General features: G+C 38.0%; 24 protein-coding genes. 4 read left to right on the forward strand and 20 right to left on the reverse strand.

Annotated features, from left to right (window positions below; genetic code table 11):
* Window positions 1-115 precede the first annotated feature (115 nt).
* From V7149_RS04520 to V7149_RS04535, 4 genes are all read right to left on the reverse strand, one after another.
* A complete protein-coding gene (locus V7149_RS04520) occupies window positions 116-1,027 on the reverse strand; it encodes a nuclease-related domain-containing protein (RefSeq protein ID WP_335344459.1) in 912 nt (303 codons plus the stop codon).
* 223 nt (window positions 1,028-1,250) lie between these two features.
* Window positions 1,251-2,522 carry a M48 family metallopeptidase gene (locus V7149_RS04525; protein WP_335344460.1) on the reverse strand — a complete coding sequence of 424 codons (1,272 nt, stop codon included), beginning with the start codon at window positions 2,520-2,522 and terminating at the stop codon, window positions 1,251-1,253.
* 164 nt (window positions 2,523-2,686) lie between these two features.
* On the reverse strand, window positions 2,687-2,992 hold the full coding sequence (locus tag V7149_RS04530) for an AzlD domain-containing protein (RefSeq protein WP_335344461.1): 306 nt from the start codon (window positions 2,990-2,992) through the stop codon (window positions 2,687-2,689).
* Window positions 2,985-3,713 (reverse strand): AzlC family ABC transporter permease, encoded by a 729-nt coding sequence (locus V7149_RS04535; RefSeq protein WP_335344462.1) that lies wholly within the window; start codon window positions 3,711-3,713, stop codon window positions 2,985-2,987. Before V7149_RS04535 ends, V7149_RS04530 begins: the two co-directional genes overlap by 8 nt.
* Before the next feature lie 147 nt (window positions 3,714-3,860).
* Between V7149_RS04535 and V7149_RS04540 the strand changes: the two genes are divergently transcribed.
* On the forward strand, window positions 3,861-4,412 hold the full coding sequence (locus tag V7149_RS04540; protein ID WP_335344463.1) for a helix-turn-helix domain-containing protein: 552 nt from the start codon (window positions 3,861-3,863) through the stop codon (window positions 4,410-4,412).
* Window positions 4,413-4,679: 267 nt separating this feature from the next.
* Here V7149_RS04540 and V7149_RS04545 read toward each other — a convergent pair whose 3' ends face one another.
* The 8 genes from V7149_RS04545 to V7149_RS04580 form a co-directional block, all read right to left on the reverse strand.
* The gene (locus V7149_RS04545) at window positions 4,680-5,474 is read right to left on the reverse strand and encodes an ABC transporter ATP-binding protein (protein ID WP_335344464.1); all 795 of its coding nucleotides are present in this window, start codon (window positions 5,472-5,474) and stop codon (window positions 4,680-4,682) included.
* Window positions 5,449-6,459: an ABC transporter permease gene (locus V7149_RS04550; protein WP_335344465.1), complete on the reverse strand. Its 1,011-nt coding sequence runs from the start codon at window positions 6,457-6,459 to the stop codon at window positions 5,449-5,451. The genes V7149_RS04545 and V7149_RS04550 overlap by 26 nt, the downstream gene beginning before the upstream one ends.
* A gap of 53 nt (window positions 6,460-6,512) precedes the next feature.
* A complete protein-coding gene (locus tag V7149_RS04555) occupies window positions 6,513-7,532 on the reverse strand; it encodes an ABC transporter substrate-binding protein (RefSeq protein ID WP_335344466.1) in 1,020 nt (339 codons plus the stop codon).
* A gap of 190 nt (window positions 7,533-7,722) precedes the next feature.
* The gene (locus V7149_RS04560) at window positions 7,723-8,499 is read right to left on the reverse strand and encodes an enoyl-CoA hydratase-related protein (protein WP_335344467.1); all 777 of its coding nucleotides are present in this window, start codon (window positions 8,497-8,499) and stop codon (window positions 7,723-7,725) included.
* A 211-nt stretch (window positions 8,500-8,710) separates the two neighbouring features.
* Window positions 8,711-9,595, reverse strand: a complete 885-nt coding sequence (locus V7149_RS04565) for a DUF3298 and DUF4163 domain-containing protein (RefSeq protein WP_335344468.1) — start codon at window positions 9,593-9,595, stop codon at window positions 8,711-8,713.
* A 1-nt stretch (window position 9,596) separates the two neighbouring features.
* A complete protein-coding gene (locus V7149_RS04570) occupies window positions 9,597-10,109 on the reverse strand; it encodes an RNA polymerase sigma factor (protein ID WP_335344469.1) in 513 nt (170 codons plus the stop codon).
* Between the two features lie 353 nt (window positions 10,110-10,462).
* Window positions 10,463-11,449, reverse strand: coding sequence for a lipoate--protein ligase (locus tag V7149_RS04575; RefSeq protein ID WP_335344470.1), 987 nt, complete (start codon window positions 11,447-11,449; stop codon window positions 10,463-10,465).
* Window positions 11,450-11,462: 13 nt separating this feature from the next.
* Window positions 11,463-12,197 (reverse strand): MBL fold metallo-hydrolase, encoded by a 735-nt coding sequence (locus V7149_RS04580; RefSeq protein ID WP_335344471.1) that lies wholly within the window; start codon window positions 12,195-12,197, stop codon window positions 11,463-11,465.
* 214 nt (window positions 12,198-12,411) lie between these two features.
* Here V7149_RS04580 and yhfH point away from each other — a divergent pair, with 214 nt between their 5' ends.
* Window positions 12,412-12,549: a protein YhfH gene (gene yhfH, locus V7149_RS04585; RefSeq protein ID WP_335344472.1), complete on the forward strand. Its 138-nt coding sequence runs from the start codon at window positions 12,412-12,414 to the stop codon at window positions 12,547-12,549.
* Between the two features lie 58 nt (window positions 12,550-12,607).
* Here the strand turns inward: yhfH and V7149_RS04590 are convergent, their stop codons facing one another.
* The 5 genes from V7149_RS04590 to hemE form a co-directional block, all read right to left on the reverse strand.
* A complete protein-coding gene (locus V7149_RS04590; RefSeq protein WP_335344473.1) occupies window positions 12,608-14,767 on the reverse strand; it encodes a YhgE/Pip domain-containing protein in 2,160 nt (719 codons plus the stop codon).
* A gap of 66 nt (window positions 14,768-14,833) precedes the next feature.
* Window positions 14,834-15,409, reverse strand: a complete 576-nt coding sequence (locus V7149_RS04595; RefSeq protein ID WP_335344474.1) for a TetR/AcrR family transcriptional regulator — start codon at window positions 15,407-15,409, stop codon at window positions 14,834-14,836.
* A gap of 103 nt (window positions 15,410-15,512) precedes the next feature.
* Window positions 15,513-16,946, reverse strand: a complete 1,434-nt coding sequence (hemY, locus tag V7149_RS04600) for a protoporphyrinogen oxidase (RefSeq protein WP_335344475.1) — start codon at window positions 16,944-16,946, stop codon at window positions 15,513-15,515.
* A gap of 26 nt (window positions 16,947-16,972) precedes the next feature.
* Window positions 16,973-17,908 carry a ferrochelatase gene (gene hemH, locus V7149_RS04605; RefSeq protein ID WP_335344476.1) on the reverse strand — a complete coding sequence of 312 codons (936 nt, stop codon included), beginning with the start codon at window positions 17,906-17,908 and terminating at the stop codon, window positions 16,973-16,975.
* 30 nt (window positions 17,909-17,938) lie between these two features.
* Window positions 17,939-18,985, reverse strand: coding sequence for a uroporphyrinogen decarboxylase (gene hemE / locus V7149_RS04610; RefSeq protein ID WP_335344477.1), 1,047 nt, complete (start codon window positions 18,983-18,985; stop codon window positions 17,939-17,941).
* Between the two features lie 230 nt (window positions 18,986-19,215).
* On the opposite strand from hemE, the gene V7149_RS04615 reads away from it, so the two are divergent.
* Window positions 19,216-19,719: an antibiotic biosynthesis monooxygenase family protein gene (locus V7149_RS04615; protein ID WP_335344478.1), complete on the forward strand. Its 504-nt coding sequence runs from the start codon at window positions 19,216-19,218 to the stop codon at window positions 19,717-19,719.
* A gap of 416 nt (window positions 19,720-20,135) precedes the next feature.
* Here V7149_RS04615 and V7149_RS04620 read toward each other — a convergent pair whose 3' ends face one another.
* Window positions 20,136-20,771, reverse strand: coding sequence for a phosphatase PAP2 family protein (locus tag V7149_RS04620; RefSeq protein ID WP_335344479.1), 636 nt, complete (start codon window positions 20,769-20,771; stop codon window positions 20,136-20,138).
* A gap of 119 nt (window positions 20,772-20,890) precedes the next feature.
* Here V7149_RS04620 and V7149_RS04625 point away from each other — a divergent pair, with 119 nt between their 5' ends.
* Entirely contained in the window at window positions 20,891-22,102 is a 1,212-nt protein-coding gene (locus tag V7149_RS04625; protein WP_335344480.1) for a M20 family metallopeptidase, read from the forward strand.
* 73 nt (window positions 22,103-22,175) lie between these two features.
* Here V7149_RS04625 and V7149_RS04630 read toward each other — a convergent pair whose 3' ends face one another.
* A complete protein-coding gene (locus V7149_RS04630) occupies window positions 22,176-23,129 on the reverse strand; it encodes a 3-hydroxyacyl-CoA dehydrogenase family protein (RefSeq protein WP_335344481.1) in 954 nt (317 codons plus the stop codon).
* A gap of 45 nt (window positions 23,130-23,174) precedes the next feature.
* A complete protein-coding gene (locus V7149_RS04635; RefSeq protein ID WP_335344482.1) occupies window positions 23,175-24,638 on the reverse strand; it encodes a purine-cytosine permease family protein in 1,464 nt (487 codons plus the stop codon).
* Between the last annotated feature and the right edge of the window lie 64 nt (window positions 24,639-24,702).

The raw sequence follows: 24,702 nt of genomic DNA on the forward strand, positions 1-24,702 counted from the left end.
TCATACTGGCGCTCCGAAACGCGTGCTATGAACATTTATGGTAAGTGTTTTTCGCATAAGTTTATCAAATTCTGTTCCGTAAGCCTTTTATTGCCTCATCCTGATATATAGATTTTCATAATTTCTCATAATAAGAATACTTACCATGCCCCAGCTGATTAAAGTTTTGCGTGAGCAGCCTTCTCATGGTTATCTTAGACTCGATAACCTTAAACCATTCCAGCATGTCATTTGTAGTAATTTTTCGATCTGGAAAAAGAAATGCAAATTCCTCTACGTTGCGAAGTACTGCTGCAGGTAGTCCTTCCTTATGTCCACATTCTTTACAGACCACTCTGTTCATTTTCACCTCAACATTAAATGAACGGCAGCAAACACAGGTTACTCCTTTTTTCAGCTGGTCATAACTATAATCAAGTAAACGCATATATGGTGATTTCTCAATATGGAGAGATGTTAATCGTTTTGCGAGACTTAAGTGACTTTCTTTGTACTTTTTAGTGTTTTTGCTTAATTGTGTTATTAAGCGATTAAGCTGTGTAGGAAAAATAATAGGAAGGTCCATTGGTGCGTGGTATAAATAAAAGTCGGGGTAAATGAAAACAAGATTTGTTTCGATGGGGACATTGAGTCCAAGTTCCTGAAGCAACCTCCGGAGAAGGGATTCACACCGACTTAACTGGTCCAATGGATTCCTTATTTCCACTTTCGGGAAGGTATACCACCTGCCATCCTTTAGAAAATAATCACCCTCGTAATTTTTAACTTCAAAAACAAATATTTTTTCAGAAGATATTAGCAATGTATCTATTTGAAAAACGGTATGATTATATTCGAGCATTAATCCATTTATTATTAGCCAATTAATAGCAAGGGGATTAATTAAAGCGTCAAACATTAGCTCTCCCTGATACCCCTTCTCAAGGCTCAAATAATAATTCTGATCCTTCTCCGATAAATTCGTTCGAACATTTAAATATCGAAAAAGCTTTAATTCTTCAGGCTCAGTGCGAGATTTAATAATCATTTTCCACATCCCATATTTAATTTTCTTTGTATTAGCGCTACATCAATGGATAAATAATCATGAGTAAAAAAATTAATCTAACTAGAAGTTTAATAGAGATGAAAAAAGCGGGAATAAACGGAGAGGTATCTTGTCACCATTTTAATTCTAATTATTAAATTGTCAAGACTTACCATGATCACAATTTCCCAAAAAACATGAGCAGACAAATTGCCTGCTCACGCTATTTGGATCGCATTTTGATTTCATATTCTTCAAGCGTTGATATTCGTTCTAGCATAGTCGGATGACCATAACGGAATACTTTCACTAAAAGCGGAGGATTCACCTGACTTTTTCCAGCACGGGTTAATTCCTGAAAGGTTGAAATTGCCTCATCTGTGTCTTTTGTCAACTCAATTGCATATTGATCCGCACGTGACTCTTGATAGCGGGATACAAAATTTGAAAGCGGGCTTGAAATAAACAGCAGCATGGAAAGAATCATTAAGAAAAGCGGCAAGGAGCGAATATCATTGACTGCTGGAATCTTCAACGCTTCCCCCCACCTGCTAATCGCATACTCCATCAATCTTGCTGCTAAATATAATCCGATTAAAGATAAAAGTAGATACCCGGCTATTCCGAAATAAATATGCTTTTCAACATAATGCCCCATTTCATGTGCCATAATAAATAGAATTTGGCCTTCAGTTAACCGATCCAAAGTCGTATCCCAAAGAACAATTCTTGAGTTTGTCCCAATTCCATTCACATACGCGTTAAGTGCATTCGTTTTTTCAGACATATTGACTTCGAATACATGCTCGGCAGGTATTTGAGCTTGATCGGCTAGTTCTAGAATTTTCGCTTCCAGCTCTTTATTTTTCAATGGATAAAAGTCATTATAAAGCGGATCAATAACAACAGGCTGCAAAAACATCATAAATAATGTAAATGGTATCGAAAGCAGCCATGCATAGAGCCACCATCTTTTTCGGCTTTTATTAATCAGCCAATAGAGAACCGAAACAATAATAATCATCGTCCCATAATTGATCCAGAAGTCAATAAGCTCATCCTTCATCCAGCCGCTAAAGGATTGCGTGGAAATATTATAGCTTTTAGAAAAAGAATAACTAATATAACTTAGTGGCATTGTCGCGATAAAAGCAAAAAAGGAAAGCCAAATTAAATAAATGGCATTTTGAAAAAACTTAATTTTTGCTGTCTGCTCTGCCCACTTTTTAAATGTCTTTGAAAAACCAAGCAGCAAAATAAAAAGATAAAAAAGCCACTCAAATGGTGTAGACAAGAAAAATAATAAATTCCTTATCTTAGAATACTCCTCACTAAGCATAAGCTCTCTTCCATTTAGAAAGGTAGCTGGATCTGCCCTCGTCCCCTGATACTCGAAGGTCAAGCTTGTATCGGCAAAATAAAATAAATACCAATAAAAGAAAAGTCCATATAGGCAATAGGATATAACCCCATATAGCCCAATTTTTCTTGCCATCTCTCTCCCCCCTCTTGTACAACCCTTCAATGTAAGTTTAGTATAAAAATCAATATTTAGAACAAATTCTTAATACTTGCTATAGGCTTTAGCCTTTGTATAGCTTGTACATTTTCCATAAGAAAAAATCGAAAAAACCGATTCTATTTTGAACCGGCTTCCGATCACATAATAAAAGAATAGATTGATAAAACAACAATCGAACTTAAAACAACAAAAATAACATTTGCCCCAAGATACGCGACAAAAAAGGCAGCTGCTGCTCCTAATATCCCGAACCATACATCTTCATTAATAAAGAAAACTCCCGGAAAAACAAGTGCCCCTAGAGTAGCAGCAGGAACATTTTTAAGAACACCCTGCAGAAACACTGGCAATTCCTTCCCTTTAAAGAGTAAAAACGGAAGCATTCTAGGGATATAAGTAACAACCCCCATACCCATAATCATCCAAACAATATGACTACTCATTCCCTTTCCCCCTCTGCTTTTTCTTTACTCCTTCTATTAGCTCAATGATAACTGCTGATAAAAGTGTTGCAGCAACAATTGCCCAACCAGTTGAAAGTGCGTTGGTTATGGAGAAAATCGTATTAAAGCAGGCTGCTAAGGCTGCTAGGAACACTACTTTCACACTTTTTTTCATAGAAGGTACTAATAATCCAATAAACATCGCATAAAGAGCAATCGTCATGCTTTCCTGCAGTGTCTGGGGAAGGCTAGCCCCGAGTAAAAACCCAAACCCAGTGCCGGCAGCCCAACTCAAATAACCGATTAAATTAAGCCCAAACATATATCCTGTAGTGACTGTTCCTTCCTTCATAGCCGCTACAGAAAAGGACTCATCCGTAATCCCAAACGAGTAAATTGCTTTGTTGACAAAATAATCTTCTTCACATTTTTCATTTAATGCTGATGACATTAAGAAATGTCGAATATTCACAATGAATGTTGTTAGAATGATTTCAAATACTCCTGTACCTAGCGTCAACAGGCTAAGGGATATATATTGGGAAGCACCTGCAAATACGACTAAACTCATTAAAAGCGTTTCACCAAATGTTAGTCCAGTTGTTTTTGCCAGCAGTCCAAAGGTTAATGCAACTGGGATGTATCCAATTGCAATGCTAATTCCTGATTGAAATCCTTTCCTTAACTCTGACTGTGTTTTGTTTAATGCAAGTTCAGCCATTAGCTGCACCACCTTTTTTTTGAAAAAATCTGAAAGACATATGCTTAAAAATACACTATAATAGACATAATATATACTATAGCATCCAATAATTATAATATATTATACATACGAACGTTATAGTACACAATAGATTTGGAGGACAAAATGGAAAATATTCAAAAAAATATAGGAGAAAATCTAAGAAGTATTCGTAAAAAAAGAGGACTAAGCCTTGATGTCACTTCAGAATTAACAGGGGTAAGCAAGGCTATGCTTGGTCAAATCGAACGTGGAGAATCTAATCCAACCGTTACAACATTGTGGAAAATTGCCAGCGGACTCCAAGTCTCCTTCTCCTCTCTAATTAAAGACGAACCCTCAGATTTATTATTTGTAGACTATAAATCCATTTCCCCCATCGTAGAGAGCAATGGAGAATATCGGGTATACCCCATTTTTCCATTTGATCCTAGAAAAAAATTCGAAATCTTTATTGTAGAAATGGATCCAGGCTGCCAGCATCTTTCAGAGAAGCATAATGATGGTGTAGAAGAATATATCACTGTTCTCAAAGGTGAACTTGAAATTCAAATTGGTGAGCATTGCAGACAAGTATCCCCTGGGAATTCAATTAGATTCCTAGCCAATAAAAATCATATCTATAAAAATATTGGTACAGATTTAGTCGAATACCAAGCTGTCATGTATTATTTATAAAGTGAAACTTCAATCAGTGGGGGGATTCCTTCATCCCCCACTGANNCCACAGGATGTGGGTCACACAGACGTTGCCACAGGAAGTGGCATTCTTAGTCTGTGTTCCTACATTCAGGCCTTTACGGGCTGTTGCCCCCACTTAGAAATTCTTTGTTTTACGCAACTTCTTGAAGTGGGGGACTTACAGCCCGTTAATCTGCGATAACTAATTTTTAAAGGCATATCACTTGAGGTGATATGCCCTTTTCAATTTATCCAATTTATCTATTAGATTAGTACAGCGCGATCACTGCTCATTTTCTCCCCACGTATCCGCTGGAATTCTTCCAATAGCTTATCAACCGTTAATTTCTGCTTTTGCTCTTCGGTTGTTTCAAAAATAATTTGTCCTTTATCCATCATAATAAGCCTGTTTCCTAGATCTAAAGCCTGCTGCATATTATGAGTAACCATCAAAGTTGTCAGTTTATACTTTTCGACAATTTCCTTTGTCAGATTGGTGATGAGCTCTGCACGTGAAGGATCAAGGGCTGCAGTATGTTCATCAAGCAACAGGATTTTCGGTTCGGTGAAAGTCGCCATTAACAGTGACAATGCCTGCCTCTCCCCTCCTGACAATAGACCAACCTTTGCCTGAAGACGATTCTCTAAACCAAGATGTAGTGTCTCAAGCTTTTCCTTAAAAAATTCCCGGCGTGCTTTGGTAACTCCTCTTTTCAAACCACGCGTGCCCGTTCTTGAATACGCAATGGCAAGATTTTCTTCAATCGTCATTGCTGGGGCAGTCCCCGCCATCGGGTCTTGAAATACACGGCCGATGAGCTTCGACCGTTTGAACTCCTTCACAGCTGTAACGTCTTTGCCGTCGATGACTACCTGGCCCACATCTGGAATTAATTTACCCGAGATAAGATTCATTAATGTTGATTTTCCCGCCCCATTGCTGCCGATTACAGTCATAAAATCACCAGGTTTTAAATGCAGGTTCATATGCTGTAAAGCAATTTTCTCATCAGGTGTACCTTCATTAAAAACTTTATGAATTTGATTTAATTGCAGCAAGTTGCTCACCACTCTCATTCGCTTTTTGTAAAACTTGAGTCTTTTTCCGTTTTTTGCGCTGCTTTTCACGTTGCATATCGATGATCTTCGGCAGAATAAGAGCACAAATAACGATAAAGGCAGTTATCAGCTTCATATCACCTGTTTCGAGAAATTCAACCCTTAGTGCTAATGTGACAATGATTCTGTATAAAATAGCGCCTCCAATTACAGCAAGGGTTGCTCTTACAATCGTTTTTGCCCCAAAAATCGCTTCCCCGATAATAACGGAAGCAAGCCCAATGACAATCATTCCGATTCCCATTCCAACATCACTAAACCCGTTGTACTGGGCAACAAGCGCACCGGATAAAGCGACAAGCGCATTAGAAATTCCAAGTCCAACAATTTTTAATAAATCTGTGTCCGCTGAAAAACTGCGGATCATTGTTTCATTATTTCCTGTTGCACGGATCGCTAAGCCAAAATCTGTTTTTAAGAATAAATCTATCAATACCTTTACAACAAAAGCCAATATGATCATAAGGAAGAGAATTCCCCATGTTTTTGGAACGAAGCCTGTGGCAGAAAAGATTGCCTGAATTCCATTATCCAGCCCAAGCCCTTGCCAGAATGCTGTTAATTTTGTGATCACTGTTTCTTCTGATAAAAGCGGGACATTTGACTTGCCCATTATTCTCAAGTTTATTGAGTACAATGCAATCATCATAAGAATCCCTGATAGCAGAGGATTAATTTTTCCCTTCGTATGAAGTAATCCAGTGATACAGCCGGCTGCAAATCCGCAAATTAGAGCTATAAGCGTTGCTAAGAATGGATTCGTCCCTCCAACTATAAGGACTGCAGCCACCGCGGCACCCGTCACGAAGCTCCCATCCACTGTTAGATCAGGAAAATCTAGTATTCTGAATGATAAATAGACTCCTAATGCCATTAATGCATAGATTGCACCTGCTTCTATTGATCCAAAGATGGCTGTCGACATATAAATCTTCCTTTCTTACTGCTGAAAAGCCTAGTTTTTATAATTAACGAATATTATTCGCCTTCGTAGAACTCACCAATTTTTTCCCACTCTTGCTTGATTTCAACACCTTGTTCTTCAGCTGCTTTTTTATTAATAACAAGCTTTAAGCTGCTTGGCAATTCAACTGGAAGCTCAGATGCCTTTTTATTGCCTTTTAAAATTTCCACAGCCATTTTACCAGTTTGGTAGCCTAGGTCAAAATAATTAAAGCCACTCGCTGCAACGGCACCGCGCTTCATGGAGTCAAGCTCACCTACAAACAAAGGAACTTTCTTTTCGTTTGCTACAGAAATAACTGATTCTAAAGCAGAAACAACTGTATTATCAGTTGGAACATAAATTGCGTCTACTCGTCCAATTAATGATTCTGCAGCCTGCTTTACTTCAGCTGAAGTTGACACAGTCGCTTCCACCACTTTAGCACCTTTCTGCTCTGCAAGTTCTCTTACTGCATCAGCTTGCACTTCAGAATTTTGCTCACCTGAATTAAAAATAACACCGATATTTTTAGCGCCAATTTCTTCCGTAATAAAGTTAATCGTTTTGGCTGTTCCATCTGGATGGTTGTCGGTAGTACCAGTAATATTGTCACCTGGTTTATCCAACGCTTCGACTAAGCCAGCCCCAACTGGGTCCGTAACAGAAGTGAAAAGAATTGGAATATCCTTTGTAGCATTTAAAGCACTCACTGCACTTGGTGTTGCATTCGCAAAGATTAAATCGACTTTATCACCAACAAAGTTGTTAGCAATTGTCAATGTATTGTTCATATCTGCTTGGGCATTTTGAATAAGGAATTCCACATTGTCCCCGTCTTTGAACCCTTCATCCTCTAATGCTTTCTTAAATCCTTCTGTTGCAGCATCAAGGGAAGGGTGCTCTGCAAATTGGGAAATTCCAATCCTATATGTTTTCTCTGCTTCATTATTTGAGCCGTTACCTTCATCAGCTGTTTTATCGCTTCCACATCCGCTTAGCAATGCAACACCTACTAAACTAGCAGCGGCCATTAATTTCATTTTCTTGAACATTATTTGTTCCCCCTTTGAATACTTTTTCGCTTTTTCGCTTTTGTGCTTTTTCGCTTTTATTCACTAAATTATAATGCCAAAAAGAGTGATAATTCAAGTCTTTTTTACTATTTCAAAAAATTATTTAAATTTAGAATATAAGATTGTGAATATCTAGGAAAAGTAAAAACACAGCACTGGGGCTGTGTCCTTATCTGCCTTTGAAATTTGGCTTTCTTTTTTCTGCAAAAGCTGTAAGTGCTTCGACTCGATCCTCTGTTGGAATAATGACCTCGTATGCTTTCCTTTCAATTTGCAATCCGGTCTGTAAATCTCCATTCATCCCCTGTTTTATTGCAAATTTAGCCTGTTGAAGAGCAAGAGGACCATTGGCTAGCATTTGATTTGCTAATTCAAAACACTCATTTAGAAGATTATCTCTATCGACCACTCTATTCAATAAGCCATATTCCAATGCTTCCTCTGAGCTCAAACGTTTGGCCGTCAAAATTAATTCCATCGCTTTTGCCTGGCCAATTAGCCTTGGTAATCTTTGAGTACCACCAGCACCTGGAATAATCGCTAAACTAGTTTCAGTCAGTCCCATAGTTGTTCCTGAAACAGCAATCCTAAAATCACATGATAGCGCAAGTTCCATTCCCCCGCCAAAGGCAAATCCATTTATGGCTGCAATGGTTGGCTGGGGCAGCTGGTCAATTAGCGAAAAGACTTCACCGATTTTATAAATATTTCGGCGAACTTCCACATCAGACAATGTCTTTCGCTCTTTTAAATCAGCCCCTACACTAAAAGCCTTCTCACCTGAACCAGTAAATATAACAACCCTGACATCTGAATTTATCCGTATGGACTCAACGGCCTCTTGCAGCTCCAATAACGTATCATAATTAAAAGCATTCAATGCCTCTGAACGATTTATCGTTACAACTGCGATATGCTCCTTCAACTCAACAATAATCGAATTCATATGACTCCCCCTCGTATAAACTGACTACTTGTTCAATTCGATAAATACCGTAAAAACCCTTTCGTTACAAAAAAATTAGACAGACAATTAATGTCTGCCTAATATGTTTTAATGATAATTTTCCAAATACATTAAATTGAAGGGAAATTTGGTATTCGATTTAATAAAAATATTTTTACTAGAAGAAGGAGAAGAGGTTTACTCTTCCAAATTATTTAATATACTCATTACTAACTAACAAATCAGAAATCTGTTCAGTAGGTATAACAAATTCCACAACTCCCATATATCCCGGAGCAACCTCATATTTGTCAAAGGAAATAACTAATTTCCCTTCATTATTTATATAGAAATTCTGATCCTTTTTAATGGATTCAAATAATTCAACAAGATCTTCTTCTTCGAGTCCAGCATCAGAAACCCAGTATACTTTTTCTAAATTAGTATCCTTCATTTGTGCCCTCATCTGCTCTTTAATATTTTCACTAATTCTTTCTATATATCCATTATCTTTAAAAAGTATTGGCAAGCTTAACAGAATTTTATTTTTCTTATCAATTGTATCGTACTTCATCACAGTCGAAGATGAACCAACTGTATTGACTACATATCTTGCAATCGATAGAATCTGATCATTGTCAGTTTTTACTTCATAGCCGCTGTCGACCCCAAGACGGCCGCCGCCATTTTTCTCTAAATCTTCTACGTCAGCAGTGAATTGCTCATAAAGTTCCTTTCCTTCTTGTAAATATTTATCATTGAGGCTTTGAGCTAAATCCCCATTTTCCTCATCCGTTACTGCTGGCACTTTTATGTCTGCCTGATATTGATCTCTATCAACTTTAAACTCTGTAAAGGTTAGAACTTTAACAATATTGCCAACTCCGGGTAACTCTGCTAAAGTGCTAGCCATGGCTGGACTTAAATTTAATCCTCCAATAAAAAGTGTAGCTGCTACCGCTGTTCCAACAATCCATTTTAAACCGCTTTTAGTTTTCTTCCCATTCTTTAATGCCCTTTCCACAACAAAATCTAGTTCATCAGGTATTGGTATATGTTTATATTCCTTTTTCAGCTGTTCTAATTTCTTGTCCATTCTATTTTGCCCCCTTGATGGAATCGTCCTGCATTTCAATGCGCAATAATTTCAAAGCTTTATATAATCGTGTTTTTATCGTATTGATATTTTCATTAAGGACATCAGCAACTTCATCGATTTTTAAATCCTCAAAATATCGTAAAATAATAATACTTTTATACTCTGGTGGTAATTGATCTATTGCCCTTTCTAAATCAATATTATCGTAATGGTCTTCTTTTCCCGGACTAAAGGTCTCCATCATTTCAGCATCCACAATACTAACTCTCTTATGCTTTCTAAGAAAATCTAAAGAAGTATTTACAACAATTCTGTAAAACCAGCTCTTCAGCATGCTAAAATCTTGAAGCGAATTTATTGACCTCATAGCTTTATGAATGGAATCCTGTACAATATCTAAAGCGTCCTCGGAATTTTTCACATAGCTGTAAGCAAGCCTGTATAAGTTTTCTTTATTCTCCCTTACAAATTCAGTAAATAAATTATCGTAATTAAATTTTGTTTTCCTCATTCCGCAAAAAGGCTCCTTTATTGCAAATAATTTGTATACATTAATAAGACGCGTTAGATATTGTAAAAAGTTTTTACATTTTGATATTATTCCGGTGAAGTCATTTTTCTATTTCTGACCCTCTTATGTCCGTCATCATCCCACAACTCATCCAAAAACATTACATTGATTCCCCTATGTCAGGATTTTTCTACTTTTCTTTCAAAACACGCACATTGGACACTCCTATGTTAGTTTTTTTCTATTTCTCCAACTAAAAATGAGCATTTAAGCAGTATAAAAACCCAATTTTGTCCCTCATTGAATTTTCCCCATTAAAAAGAGCGTTTCCCGTCAGAAACGCTCGCACCAACCTAGTAAATTAAGTTTAGAAAATCCTCTTTAGTAATATTCCCGAAATAATACTTCACATCAATGTCCTCGATTGCCTTTTCAATGGCGGATCTTTCATAGCGCAATCCGGTTAGCCTTTCTTCAAGCTCCGCTACATCGCCTACTCCGAAGAAGTCGCCAAATATTTTACAATGCTGAATCGTTCCTCCCTCAACCTCTAGACGGATATCTATTTGTCCAACTGGGAACCGATGAGAATGCTGCAAATTGAATTTAGGAGATTTGCCATAATTCCAATCCCAGTTTTGATATCTCTCTTTAGACAGCTGGTTAATTTTTTCCCAATCTTCATCGGTAAGCTTGTACTCTTCGATTTTTTCCCCACCAAAAATATTTTGAAGCAGAAGCAATCGAAATTCCTCAATCGTCATTTTCTCTGATAAAAACTCGGAAATATTTGCTACACGGCTGCGAATGGATTTAATTCCTTTCGACTCAATCTTATCCTTTTTCACCTTTAATGCTGAGACAACGCTATCAATTTCGGAATCAAACAGAAGGGTGCCATGGCTGAACATTTTTCCTTTAGTTGAAAATTGAGCATTCCCGGAAATTTTTCTTCCTTCTGCTGTTAAATCATTACGTCCACTCAATTCAGCATTTACCCCTAATTTTTGAAGGGCATGAACAACAGGCTCAGTGAATTTACGGAAATTATGGAAGCTTTCCCCATCATCCTTTGTTATAAAACTGAAGTTTAAATTCCCTAAGTCATGGTATACAGCGCCTCCACCTGATAAACGGCGGACAACATGAATACCATTGCCTTCTACGTATTCCGTATTAATTTCTTCTATAGTATTTTGGTTTTTTCCAATAATGATAGATGGCTCATTTATGTAAAACAGCAAGTAGGTTTCATTAATATCTAAGTTTTTCAGTGCATATTCCTCAATGGCGAGATTAATTCTTGGATCTGTTATTCCTTTGTTATCGATAAATAACATTTGTTCCACTCCTTTATAAGGTTAACGACCATTGCAAAGAAGCTAGTGAAATTGGACCATTATATCGTGTCGCTGCTTCTTCCTTTAATTGTTCCAAGTTTCCGTAATGAGGCAAATGTGTAAGTAACAGTTGACGGGCATTGGCATCACTAGCTAAATTCCCTGCATCCAGGCTTGTCATATGTCCAGCGCTTTTTCCATTCTGATTTCCATAGAAATTGCATTCACACACGAGTAAATCAGCCCCATTTGTAAAGGGAACCAATTCTTCTTTAAATGATGTATCAGCTGTATAAACGATAGATTTCCCGCCAGCTTCAAATCTCATTGCAAAACAAGTAACAGGATGGTCTGTCAGTAAAAATTGTACCCTAAAAGGCCCAATTGTTAAAGCCTGATTAGGATCATAGGCTATCCCTTCAGTAATATTTTTATAGGTTAACTTTGAAAATTCAACTTCATCCTCCGAATGTCCGTAAATAGGAAGACACTCCATTTCCTTACCTAAGAAGCCTTGTATCAGTCTGGCATGCTGCAATACACCAATATCAGCTGTATGATCGGGATGATAATGAGATATAATGACTCCATTTAGTTCCTCAGGCTGTAAAACACGTTGTAGCTGTGATAGTACAGCACTTCCGCAATCAATCAGCAAATGGAATCCATCGTACTCGAGTAAATACCCCGAACTCGCTTCTCCTGCCTTTGAATAACCGCCCCACTGTCCAATAACTGTAAAATTCACATAAAAACCTCCTTAAAAACATATCTATTGCTAATATTATACCCCAATGGGACCAAAATAAGGATTTTGGAACAACCATGCCACTTATATGGCCAAAGAACCAATTTTTCTTTTTTTGATTTTTGTATTGAAACAGTTATTGACATATCACCTCTGTTATAATACAATGAAATCAAATAATCTTACTAATCCAAAAACTCAGGAGGCTCTCAAATTGATTCAAAACATCATCGAATTTTTTAGAAATTTACCGGCAAAGCAATGTGTTGAGTGTGGGAAGTCTATTGATGAGCAGCATGAATGCTATGGGAATAAATGTGATCATTGCCTAGGTGTTAAAGATATTTTATAACAGATTCATATAGTCATAGAAAAACCAGCCGTCTTGAAATGAACGGCTGGTTTTTCTCTTATTCCGCAATAACTGCAAAACGCTTCTTATACATAGTTGTAAAATATCCAATGGTTCCAGCGATAAAGATTACTATAAAGATTCCCAATATCGCCACATTATGCCACATAAAGCTAAAGTCTCCACTTGAAATAACTGCTTTATACCCAAATACTGTATAAGTCATTGGCAGTATTGCATTGAATGGCTGTAATAGATTTGGAATTAACTCAAGCGGAAATGTTCCAGCACTCGTTGTTAATTGCAAAATTAAAATGATAATCGCCATAAATCGTCCTGGATCTCCAAATACGGTAACAAAGAATTGAACTAACGTAATAAACGTTAAGCTTGAAATGATCGAAAATAGGATAAATAAAGGAACACTTTGAACCTCTATTTTTAAACCCGCAAGAATAATCACTGCAGCAAGTAAAGCCTGTAAAATTCCAGCCCCCATTAAAATAAGAAACTTGCTTGTAAACCAGCTTATTCCGTTACGCGGTACTCCGGCAGGTTCACGCATTGGAAACACTATCGATAATAATAACGCTCCAACGAATAGACCTAATGATAAGAAATATGGGGTAAAGCCTGTTCCATAGTTAGGAACTTTATTAATTTTTTCATTATCTACCTTCACTGGCCCAGCCATCATACTATACGTTTTATCATTGGCATGTACCGATGATGCTTGATCTGCCCCAGCTGCGAGTTTATCCGCTAATTCCTTTGAACCGTCATATAAGGAGGTATTTCCGTCAGCAAGTTTTCCAGCACCGTCCTTCAGCTTCCCGGTTCCATCCTGAATTGCCTTTGAACCATCCTGTAATTGGCCAAGTCCACCTGCTAATACTGTAGAACCGTTTGCTAATTGATCAGCGCCTGCTTTCGCATCGGCAAATTTTTGTCCAAAGGTATCCATGCCTGCTTGGAAGTCATTTTGCCCTTCCGAAATTTTTTTGACCCCAACATTAAGCTGTTGACTTCCTTGTGCCAGCTGGCTAACTCCTTGCTGCACCTGTTTCTGTCCTTCATTTAAAGCACTAATTTTATTAGCAAGCTCTGAACCGCCATTTGCCATTTGTCCAGCAGCTCCTGCAAGTTCAGCTGTTCCACTTTTTAACTGATTTAAAGCACCTTCCAATTGCAATCTCTGTGGTGAATTTTCCGGTAGCTGTCCGATTAGCACTTGTAGATTCTTTTGTAATTCTGCCATGCCGCCGCTTACCTTTTCTGCTTCGGATTGCCATTGCTGAAGGGAGGCTGATAATTTATTTGCCCCTGCACCAATCTGCTCAGTTCCCGAAACAATAGTCGGGAGCTTTTCATTCAGTTTATTTAATCCATCAGTTGCTTGAGAAATACCTGAGGCCATTTGTTCGTTGCCTGCCTTTAACTGATTAGACGCAGACTTTAGCTGGTTATGTCCTTCCTGTAATTGACCAAGTCCATCAGCAAGGGCTTTTGAGCCTGATACTAATTCTTTTGAGCCATTATTTATTTTTCCAACACCATTATTAAATTCAATCGATTTTTCAGCTAATATTGAAAGATTATCATAAATTTTAGAAGACCCATCCTTCAGTTCAGCTGCGCCATCATTAATTTTTGTAGCACCTTCACTTGCCTTTTCCATTCCATCCGCAAGATCACTCACTTTATCAAACATCGTTTCCGCATATGTTTCTGTAATTTTCTCAGAAAGTGAGATTTTGATTTTTTCAACGGCTGTACCGCCGATTTGTGAAAATAAGAAATTATAGCTTTCATTTGGTACATAATGCAGCTTTAACTTTTCCGGATTTTCATCAAGAAGAGTTGTAGCATTTTCCGAGAAATCCTTTGGAATTTCAATTAGCATATAATATTTTTGATTTTTCAGGTCCTTATAAGCATCCTCTTTTTCTACAAAATGGTAGTCAAAATCCTTACTTTCTTTTAATTTATTTACAAGCTCTTTCCCAAGTTGCAATTCTTTTCCATCAAAGTCTGCCCCTTTATCTTCATTAACAACTGCGACTGGCAAATCTGCCAGCTTTGCATAAGGATCCAAAAACGCCCATAAAAACATTCCGCTATATAATACAGGAATAAAAAGCACAGCAATGATCGGAATGAGAACCTTTTTATTTCGCACAATGCTTGATAATTCCTTTTTAAATAAATTTCCCTTCAATTTCGTTGCCCCCTTAAATTGGTGACCATTTTGTTCAACTGGTCAATTCTTTGCAAAAAATGAGGATTATCTATTTGATAATCCATCGAAAATATACTGTTCAAAAATTCTTGCAATATCTTCTTTCTCTAGTGGCTGATGACGCTTCTCCCAATCAAAAATCAAGGAAACATACAGCTTTAGCATAATAAATGCAGTCAGTTCCGGATCACACGGTCGAATTTCTTCCTTTTCAATCGCATGTAAGATTTTCCCTTTCAAGTAAGTAATGATTTCCCCTTCTAATTTTGTCATTACCTCTATGACGGCTGGAGTCCCCATTTCCTTTCCCTCTTGAAAAAGCTTGATAGTGAGCTGATGCTTCAAGCGAAACTCTAAGAGTTTGTAGAGGCCGCGGTGAACATTTTCATGAAAAGAAAGCAATGGGTCAATTGCTTCATCGGCAGTATGCTTCATTTCATTTATAAGGGAATTAATGATTTCGTCAAAAAGCTCTTCCTTATTTTTAAAAAATGTATAGATGGTCCCTTTTCCAACATTAGCTATTTTTGCGATCTGATCCATCGTTGTTGCCTTATAGCCAAATAGGGAAAAGGATTTGGTAGCCGCTTCAATAATTAGCTGCTTGCGATCCATGGCCAAAACAACACCTCTTTTCGTAGCTAGTGACCAATTGGACATTTCGGTCATTTTGTGTACATTTTAAGATAACATGAAAAAAATCATAAATCAAGAAAAAAAACTGTCATAAGACAGCTTTTTTTTCATCCATATTTAAAAATGATAAGACCTTTTCAACAGCTGCTTCACCTTGGTCAATACAGTCAGGCATCCCTAAACCTTCAAACGAGCTTCCCGCTAGAAAAACACCTGGAAGCTCAGAAGCTAAATGCGTTTTGACCTTTTCAATTCGTTCTTTATGTCCGACTGTATACTGCGGCATGGAATCAATCCATCTTGAAATGACAGCAAAATCAGGATCCATCGTAATATTCATTGTTTTGTTAAGCTCATTAAGCACTATCTTAATTAATTCATCATCCGAAAGCTCCACAACACCCTCATCACCAGGTCTGCCTACATAACAGCGAATAAGCACTTTTCCGGCAGGTGTAGTATGCGGCCACTTTTTGTGAGTCCATGTACACGCAGTAATGGTATAATCACTATTTCTAGAGACAACAAAACCTGTTCCTTCAATATCCTTATCGATTGCTGCTTCAGGAAAAGCAAGAGCAATTGTTGCGACAGAGGTGGATGACATTTCCATAAACGGGTCAAAGAATTGATAGTCGGAAAAAACAGAATGGGTTATATGATGTGGGACAGACATAATAATACTGTCAGCGTGCAGCTGATCTCCCCCATTTAACTCAATTTCATATCTATTTTCTTTTTTGCTTATCCGTTCAACTCTGCAGCCCTTCATGACAGAATGGGGCTCTAGCTTTGATTCTATAGCATCTACAAATGACTGCAAGCCTGTATTGATTGTTAGAAAAATCCCCTTATCTGTCTTCTTTCCAGCATTCTTTGGCGGTGCTGGAGTTGATTTCTTCATCCCTAATATTAAGCTTTTATATTTTTGTTCAACCTGGTAAAACTGAGGAAAGGTTGACATGAGACTTAGCCGGTCAATATCTCCAGCATAAATACCGGAAAGCAAAGGCTCAATTAAGTTTTCAACCACTTCATCTCCAAGCCTTCTGCGAAAGAACTTGCCAAGTGATTGGTCATTAGCTGGGTCTGATTTTGGCAAAATAAAATCTGCAGCTGCTCTTGCCTTTCCCGCCAAAGAAAATAAACCGGTCGTAACAAAAGGGGCTATTTGTGTAGGTATTCCCATAACAGAACCCCCTGGCATAGGATGCAAGCGATTCTTAACGAGTACAAAAGACTTACCAGCCGTATTTCTAATTAATTTATCTTCCATTCCTACTTCCTTCGCAAGACGGGAAGCACTTTGCTTACGGGCAAGAAAGGAATCGGGACCTCTCTCTATGACAAATCCATCGCGTACAACGGTTTGCATTTTTCCCCCTAGCCGATGGGTAGCTTCGATTAATCTTACCTCAAGTGGCAGTCCTTTAGCACTTACTTCCTTTTGTAAATAATAAGCAGCTGTTAAACCTGTAATTCCACCACCGATAATAACAACCCTTTTCTTTTGTTCCGACACGGTTCTTCGCCTTCTTTACTTTAGTCTCACTTGTTTGCTAATTTTCTAAGAATGACGGCTGCCAATGCCTCAATAAATTCTGGCTGATCATTCGGCATAGGCGGTCGATAATAGCTCGCACCAATTTCATCAGTAACCACTTTACATTCATAATCATTGTCATATAACACTTCAAGATGATCGGAGACAAATCCTACTGGTGTATAAACAAATGCCTTATACCCTTCTGTTTCATAAAGCTCTCTAGTCAAGTCTTGAACATCGGGACCAAGCCAAGGTTCTGGCGTATTTCCTGCACTTTGCCAGCCGACAGCATAATTTTTCACTCCAGCTCCTTTGGCAATCATATCCGCTGTTTCTTGAAGCTGTTTTGGATAAGGGTCTCCCAATTGCAGAATCTTCTCAGGTAAACTATGAGCTGAAACGATTAACACTGACTTTTCTCTTTCCTCTTGCGGCATCCCTTCAAAAGTAGACTTTACACGGTCAACCCAATATTGGATGAACTTTGGCTCATCATACCAGCTTTCCACTGAATGTATAACAGGACCTCCAAGCTTTTCCGCTTCTTCCTTCGCTCTGCCATTGTATGACTTCACACTAAACGTTGAAAAATGTGGAGCCAATACAATACTTACCGCTTCTTCAATACCGTCTTGATTCATTTGTTTAACTGCATCTTCAATAAATGGCTCGATATGCTTTAAGCCAAGATACATTTGAAACTCGTACTCTTCTTGATTTTCATTTAAATATGTTTCTAGGCTTTTTCCTTGATCCAAAGTAATTTTTGCTAATGGAGATATACCGCCAATTGCTTCATATCTGGCCCTCAAATCTTCAAGCATCTCTGGAGAAGGCTTTCTCCCTCTGCGAATATGAGTATAATAGCGTTCTATATCTTCTTCTTTATTTGGAGTGCCATATGCCATTACAAGCAGGCCCATTTTCTTCCTTGTCATCTAATCACCTCTAGTAGATCTGTTGCTACTCTAGTTGCCCAGCTTAGAAGCAGAATATTCATGTACAAATGCCGTTAATTTCTTTAATGTTTCTGGTTTGACTTCAGGGAATACGCCGTGTCCAAGGTTAAAAATATAGCCTGGCTGTTCCATTCCTTGATCTAAAATCGCTTTCGCTCTTTCCTCGATTACTTCCCATGGGGCTAACAAAAGGGCAGGATCAAGGTTTCCTTGAACTGCTTTTGTAATTCCTCTTTCCCTTGCCTCTTTAATAGGAAGTCTCCAGTCAAGTCCTACTACATCTAATGGCAGGTCGTGCCATTCCATTGCAAGGTGGCTTGCTCCAACCCCAAACATAATAAGCGGAACATTTTCTTCTCTGAGGCTAGAGAAAATTTTATTCATCGTTGGCTTTATGAAAACACGGTAATCAGCCACATTTAAAGCCCCTACCCATGAATCAAAAATTTGAATCGCCTTCGCGCCTGCTCTAATTTGGGATTTAACATATGTAATTGTCATTTCGCTGAGTTTATCCATTAAGGCAAACCAAGCTTCAGGCTCTGCATACATGAAAGCCTTCGTTTTATTGTAATTTTTAGAAGGGCCGCCTTCAATCATGTAGCTTGCAAGAGTAAATGGTGCACCTGCAAAGCCAATAAGAGGCACTGTCAATTGCTCCTGTGTAAGAATTTTGATTGTTTCTAAAACATAAGGCACATCTTCTTCTGGATTAATTTCTCCTAGTTTTTCAACATCTGCTGTTGAACGGATTGGATTTGAAATCACTGGACCTATACCAGATTTAATTTCAACTTCCACTCCAAGTGCAGGAAGCGGTGACATAATATCCTTATAAAGAATGGCTGCATCATTGTTATATTGATCAACAGGCAATTTTGTCACATAAGCACATAGCTCAGGCTGATGTGTTATTTCAAATAGAGAATACTTTTCCTTTATTGCACGATATTCTGGCTGAGAACGGCCTGCTTGGCGCATATACCAAACTGGCACATGATCCGTTTTCTCACCTTTTGCTGCTCGTAAAAATGTATCATTAAACATTCTTTCCATTAAAATTAATCCCCTTTCAAAGACTGTCTGCTTTTCATTGTAATATATATATAGTAATAATTAAAATTCCTACAACTTTTTGTCCATCCTTACTGTATCCCTTTCCACTATAGTTGTATAGTTTATAAGAGGAAATGTCGAAAATTTGACGAATTTAAAGAAGGTTCAAGGCTAAAATAAACAGAAAAACCTAATTTTTTGACTTTTCTATTAGAGGGGTGACCTAAAAGATGAATATTTATATGACGAGCGGTACATTTGAATTCTTGAAAAAAATAAAGGGAAAATACGGTAAGGAAAAAATACTTCTTATACAGAATAACGAGGAGGCAGTTCTTGTTCATGAAACCTCAGGGAAAACCGTTTTCGGTGCCCCGAGATCTTATAAGGTTCTGAAATCAGAGGGTGTTTTAGAGAATTCAGGTTTTTTAGTTTTAAATCATATTCCTGTTATTGATGACGACAAACCAATGTTTGAATATCGGTATTCAGCTGACCATGTTCACCTGCTTAATAATCCCGGCTTTGTAGCCCTGCGAGTATTGCGGCCGAGCAAATCCAACACTTATATCATTCTAACCTTATGGAAAAGTGAAAGGTCCTATATGAATTGGGAAAATAATCCATCTCATCAATCTTTCTTCCAAGGAACAAAATCTCCCCCCGCCCAATCCCAAATATTTATGGGGGCACCCTATATTTCGAAGTATTATATTCCCTCTGAGGATGATTAGTATATAAACGGTTCTTAACCTACCTTTTTTGGGGTAGTTTCCTTTTAAGAGTGACTCTTAACTACCTCCAGGGGGAGTTGTTTCTTCTTGAAGAGATATAAGAGCGGCTCTTATCTACCTTCAGGGGAGATGTTTCCTCTTGAAGGGGTTTAAGTGAGGCTCTTAACTACCTTCAGGGGAGTTGTTTCCTCTTGAAGGGGTTTAAGAGAGGTTCTTAACTACCTTCAAGGGAGTTGTTTCCTCTTGAAGGGGTTTAAGTGAGGCTCTTAACTACCTTCAGGGGAGTTGTTTCCTCTTGAAAGAGTATATCCCTCGTTTATTAAGACTAATTCTTTTAAAATACTACTTTGTTATTCATTAAAAAATAAAACAGACCCTAAATGGAAGAGTCTGTTTTTAACTTATGTATTATTCGATTAACGCCATTTTCCCCTAAAGAACTCATATATAATAATCCCCACAAGTACCCAAGCTAGACCTAGGGCATAGCCCGCAACTACATCGGATGGATAATGAACTTGTAAGACGATACGGCTAACTCCCAGCATGATAATCATCAAAAATGCGAGGAACATCACTAGCCATTTTCCTGCTCGTGACTGGATATTACAAACGATGAAGTATGCAATCAATACATACAAAACCATCCCCATCATCGCATGTCCACTTGGAAAACTAAAGCTATTCACATGAACGATGTGCTTAATCTCCGGACGTGGGCGTGCAATAGTATCTTTTACGTAATCGTTCAGCAAAGCCCCGGTTGCGACCGTTAAGGTGAACACTGCCATACCGACATAGTCCCTTTTTTTCATCCATAATAGAAAAATAACGACAAGTGCTATTATTCCAATTCCTTTGAAGGAACCAATCACATTAAGCGCTTTGAAAAACGGATAAGAGTTTTCCCTTAATAGACTTAACAAAAACGAACTAACATTTTGATCGAAACGTAATGGCTCTCCGCTTTTTACCGCTAAGGCAAAATAAATGAAAATACAAGCGGAAATTACAATCAATACATATGTAATAGGCGACTTTCTTAATTCCAAACCTTTCCCTCTTTCTGCTAACCTTTTTCACACACGTCCCTTATTTTAGCAAAAACAATCCCTCCTTTACAACATAAAATGCTATAATATTCAAAATACAAACAAATAGGAGAGTGGCTATGCTTAATAAATTATTTGCCAAATTAGAAAATTATTATGAAGACATGGTTTCAATAAGACGCTATTTGCACCAACATCCTGAGCTTTCCTTTAAGGAAGTAAAAACCGCAAATTATATTAAGTCCTACTATGAAAATTTAGGAATTGAAGTAAGAGGCAATGTCGGCGGAAATGGGGTTGTTGCGAAGATTTATGGAAACAAACCTGGAAAAACAGTTGCTTTAAGAGCCGATTTCGATGCACTTCCAATTCAAGATGAAAAAGATGTGCCATACAAATCTCTTGTACCAGGTGTTATGCATGCTTGTGGACACGATGGCCATACTGCTACATTGCTCGTTCTCGCTAAATCGCTACATGAAATGCGTGAAGAGCTTGAAGGTACATATGTGATGATTCATCAGCATGCTGAGGAATTTGCTCCAGGCGGGGCTATTTCTATGATTGAAGATGGGTGTTTAGAAGGTGTCGATGTCATATTTGGCACACATTTATGGGCTTCAGAGACAACTGGCACTATTCAATATCGAGTTGGTCCAGTAATGGCTGCTGCAGATCGTTTTGAAATTACGATTCAGGGAAAAGGCGGTCATGGAGCACAGCCGCATAGAACGAAGGATGCAATTGTTACTGCTTCTCAGCTAGTCGTGAACTTGCAGCAAATTGTCAGCAGAAAAGTCAATCCAATTGATTCTGCTGTTGTAACGGTTGCCTACTTTATTGCAGAAAACGCCTTTAATGTAATTGCTGATAAAGTAAAACTTGGCGGAACCGTCCGTACTTTTAATGAAGAAGTCCGTACCAATATCGAAAAAGAAATTGAACGGATTGTAAAAGGAACATGCTACACAGCAGATAGCACATACGATTACTTGTATGCAAGAGGCTACCCGGCTGTTATTAACCATAAGGACGAAACTGAATTCCTAATCAATTGCGCACAAAATATTGATGAAGTAACCGAGGTTGTAGAAACGGAACCGCAAATGGGCGGAGAAGATTTTGCTTATTATCTCCAGCATGTAAAAGGAACATTCTTCTTTACCGGTGCGAAGCCAGAAAATACAGATGAAAATTACCCACATCACCATCCTAAATTTGATATTGACGAAAAGGCGATGATCATCGCGGCCAAAACACTTGGCTCTGCAGCACTACAATGCCATACATGGCAAAATAACGATAACGAAACAAAAGTTAGTACACATTAATATAGAAGAATCACCCTGCAGCTTTAGCATGGTGATTCTTTTTTCTCTTAACGGTTTCGAAACAGTTCTAATGTTATTTTTCAACAGGTTGTTTATTGTTTCTTATTTTAAGCATCCGTAAAAAATTTTCATCCCTACCGGTTAAAACAGCATTGATTGATGTGTCCTTATATGGATAGATTCCCTCCCCAGTTTTAGCTCCAAGCTTATTTTGAGCAACAAGTTTAGTAATAAATTCTGGTGCACCTTGAAGATTATTTAGATTAGGGAATAAATTATCAAAAATTCGTTTCCACGTATCTAGTCCACCATAATCTACTGTTTCTATTGGCCCAATAAATGCCCATCTAAACCCAGGTCCATCCTTAATAATTTTATCCATATCCTCCACATCGACAATGCCATCTTCAATTAAACCCAATGCTTCCCTTAATAAGGCTGCTTGTATCCTATTTGCAACAAATCCTTGTATCTCCTTCTTTAATAAAATAGGAGTTTTTCCGATACTTTTTAGCAACGCCATCGTTGTATCGATAACATATTTGGAAGTACTCTCATGTTTAATCACTTCCACTAAAGGTACTAACGGTGCAGGATTTAAAAAATGGGCAATAATAAACCGCTCAGGGTAGATGCTATGTTGAATTAATGCTGTGAGAGGAATAGTGGATGTATTGGATGCGATAATTACATCCTGTGCACAAATTGCCTCTAATGATTTATACAGATCCCATTTTAACTGTAAATCCTCGGGAATAGCTTCAATGACGAATGTTGAATCAACTAAACTCTCTTCCAAATTTGTTGTCAAATGAATATGCTTTAGTGTTTGGTCTTTATCTGATGAAGATATGAGTTCGTTTTTTACATACAAATCTAAATTATTGTTAATAGACGCAAGTGCATTTATTAATGTCTCCTTTTTTAAATCATATAAATGCACCGGAATCCCTGCAAGTGCGAACACTTGAGCAATGCCATGTCCCATTACACCTGCACCAATAACAGTTGCTTTTTCAATCATCATTAGTCATCCTTTTGAAATTGATTTGTATTTATAAAGGTAGGGATATTACATTTTATATTTTTCAACTAGTCCATCCTCAACTACAATAGAACTTGGCATATCGATGTCAACAGCTTCCGCTCCAGCATTTAAAACTGCCGATGATTTACGCATAATTACTACAGTTAGCCAATATAAGAAACCAACAATCGCTGCGGTCCAAATGATATTAATCCATCCAACTGGGATATTTCTATTGATGAAAAATCCAACAATTGTCCAAAACATCGCTACCCAGTTGAAGCCACTCCAATACCAATAACGGCTTCCTCGAATAAATAATGATGGGATATCAAGCTTGCTCCGGGCCAACAGAACATAATGAGCAAGGAATACTCCACCCATTGGAGCAAAGATGTTTCCTAAGATTCCCATATAACCGATATATCCATTAACAAGCTGCGGCATCAATGAAAAAATAACCCCGATGACACTAACAATAATCGTGCCCCAGAATCGACCAAGCCGAGTAAAAATATTACTCAACGACAATCCGCCGGTATATAGGTTTTGAACATTAATCGTCCAATTATCCAACACGATATAAACAGATATAAGAAGTAAAAACCACATTGCACCATTTGAAGCCCCAACGATCACATCAAATGGATTATCATTTTTACCTAATGCTGCCGCAACAGCATATCCACCAACAAATGAACAAATAAGCTGACCAAGAACTGCTGCCACAAATGTGCCAATCCACATGTCTACTCTTGTTTTGGAATAGCGACAAAAATCAGCAGCATCAGTGAAGTTTGAGAACCATGCAGCCGCCATGCTCGTTGCCCAAAGTAAAATTAAAGCCCATTTCATCCCCTCACCGCCAGCAAAACTGAAAACTGCAGATGGGTGATAAGATGGTGTCGGATAGTTCATCAAGACGTAAATAATTGTAATGGAAAATAGTAATTTCAAAACAAGGGAGTAACGGGATAAAATCTTTAATGAGTTGTACCCAAAGGTTGCGATCAATACCTGTAATAATGCAAAGATTAAACTGACTAGTGCTAAACTAACAGGCCTATCCAATATAACTTCAAGCACAGCTGTTAATCCAAGGGCACCAGAAATGGTTTGAAAGGCAAACCAGTAGACACTGGATATGGCACGCAAACCGGAAGCAAGCCAAGAGCCTCGAATCCCAAATACACTACGCATACTGACAAGTCCAGGAACTCCGTAATCGACTCCAACAGTTGCTGCAACAAGGTAAACAGAAAAACCAATCGCGATACTAAGAAATCCAGCAAACACCGCTTGCCAAAACGACAGACCTGCAGCGATTAAGGCACCGCTAATTAAAATGGTACCTGGATTCACCACAAAGTTTAAAACCATGGCAGAAATATCCCACCAGCGAACTGTTCGCAGTTCTTCAGGAACTGCCTCAATCCCGAACTGTTCAACACCTTTTGGCTGCCGGTACTTCTTGGCTAAAGACTCTTCAATTTTAGAATGCTGATCCATAAAGCTCACCCCCGTAAATTTGAAAAAAAGATTGAAAATATTCAGTTATTTAATAGCAAAATAA

This window comes from Bacillus sp. JJ1503, assembly GCF_036965125.1.
GTDB lineage: Bacteria > Bacillota > Bacilli > Bacillales > Cytobacillaceae > Cytobacillus.

What these genes read in the sequence shown, in the direction of transcription:
- V7149_RS04570 (WP_335344469.1), bottom strand. Translation starts at nt 10,109, where the DNA reads ATGAGGAAAACAAAATTTAATTACGATAATTTATTTACTGAATTTGTA.
- V7149_RS04530 (WP_335344461.1), bottom strand. Translation starts at nt 2,992, where the DNA reads ATGAGTAGTCATATTGTTTGGATGATTATGGGTATGGGGGTTGTTACT.
- V7149_RS04575 (WP_335344470.1), bottom strand. Translation starts at nt 11,449, where the DNA reads ATGTTATTTATCGATAACAAAGGAATAACAGATCCAAGAATTAATCTC.
- V7149_RS04520 (WP_335344459.1), bottom strand. Translation starts at nt 1,027, where the DNA reads ATGATTATTAAATCTCGCACTGAGCCTGAAGAATTAAAGCTTTTTCGA.
- V7149_RS04550 (WP_335344465.1), bottom strand. Translation starts at nt 6,459, where the DNA reads ATGTCGACAGCCATCTTTGGATCAATAGAAGCAGGTGCAATCTATGCA.
- hemH (WP_335344476.1), bottom strand. Translation starts at nt 17,908, where the DNA reads ATGACAAGGAAGAAAATGGGCCTGCTTGTAATGGCATATGGCACTCCA.
- hemE (WP_335344477.1), bottom strand. Translation starts at nt 18,985, where the DNA reads ATGGAAAGAATGTTTAATGATACATTTTTACGAGCAGCAAAAGGTGAG.
- V7149_RS04560 (WP_335344467.1), bottom strand. Translation starts at nt 8,499, where the DNA reads ATGAATTCGATTATTGTTGAGTTGAAGGAGCATATCGCAGTTGTAACG.
- V7149_RS04565 (WP_335344468.1), bottom strand. Translation starts at nt 9,595, where the DNA reads ATGGACAAGAAATTAGAACAGCTGAAAAAGGAATATAAACATATACCA.
- V7149_RS04555 (WP_335344466.1), bottom strand. Translation starts at nt 7,532, where the DNA reads ATGTTCAAGAAAATGAAATTAATGGCCGCTGCTAGTTTAGTAGGTGTT.
- V7149_RS04615 (WP_335344478.1), top strand. Translation starts at nt 19,216, where the DNA reads ATGAATATTTATATGACGAGCGGTACATTTGAATTCTTGAAAAAAATA.
- V7149_RS04525 (WP_335344460.1), bottom strand. Translation starts at nt 2,522, where the DNA reads ATGGCAAGAAAAATTGGGCTATATGGGGTTATATCCTATTGCCTATAT.
- V7149_RS04625 (WP_335344480.1), top strand. Translation starts at nt 20,891, where the DNA reads ATGCTTAATAAATTATTTGCCAAATTAGAAAATTATTATGAAGACATG.
- V7149_RS04535 (WP_335344462.1), bottom strand. Translation starts at nt 3,713, where the DNA reads ATGGCTGAACTTGCATTAAACAAAACACAGTCAGAGTTAAGGAAAGGA.
- V7149_RS04630 (WP_335344481.1), bottom strand. Translation starts at nt 23,129, where the DNA reads ATGATGATTGAAAAAGCAACTGTTATTGGTGCAGGTGTAATGGGACAT.
- V7149_RS04540 (WP_335344463.1), top strand. Translation starts at nt 3,861, where the DNA reads ATGGAAAATATTCAAAAAAATATAGGAGAAAATCTAAGAAGTATTCGT.
- V7149_RS04635 (WP_335344482.1), bottom strand. Translation starts at nt 24,638, where the DNA reads ATGGATCAGCATTCTAAAATTGAAGAGTCTTTAGCCAAGAAGTACCGG.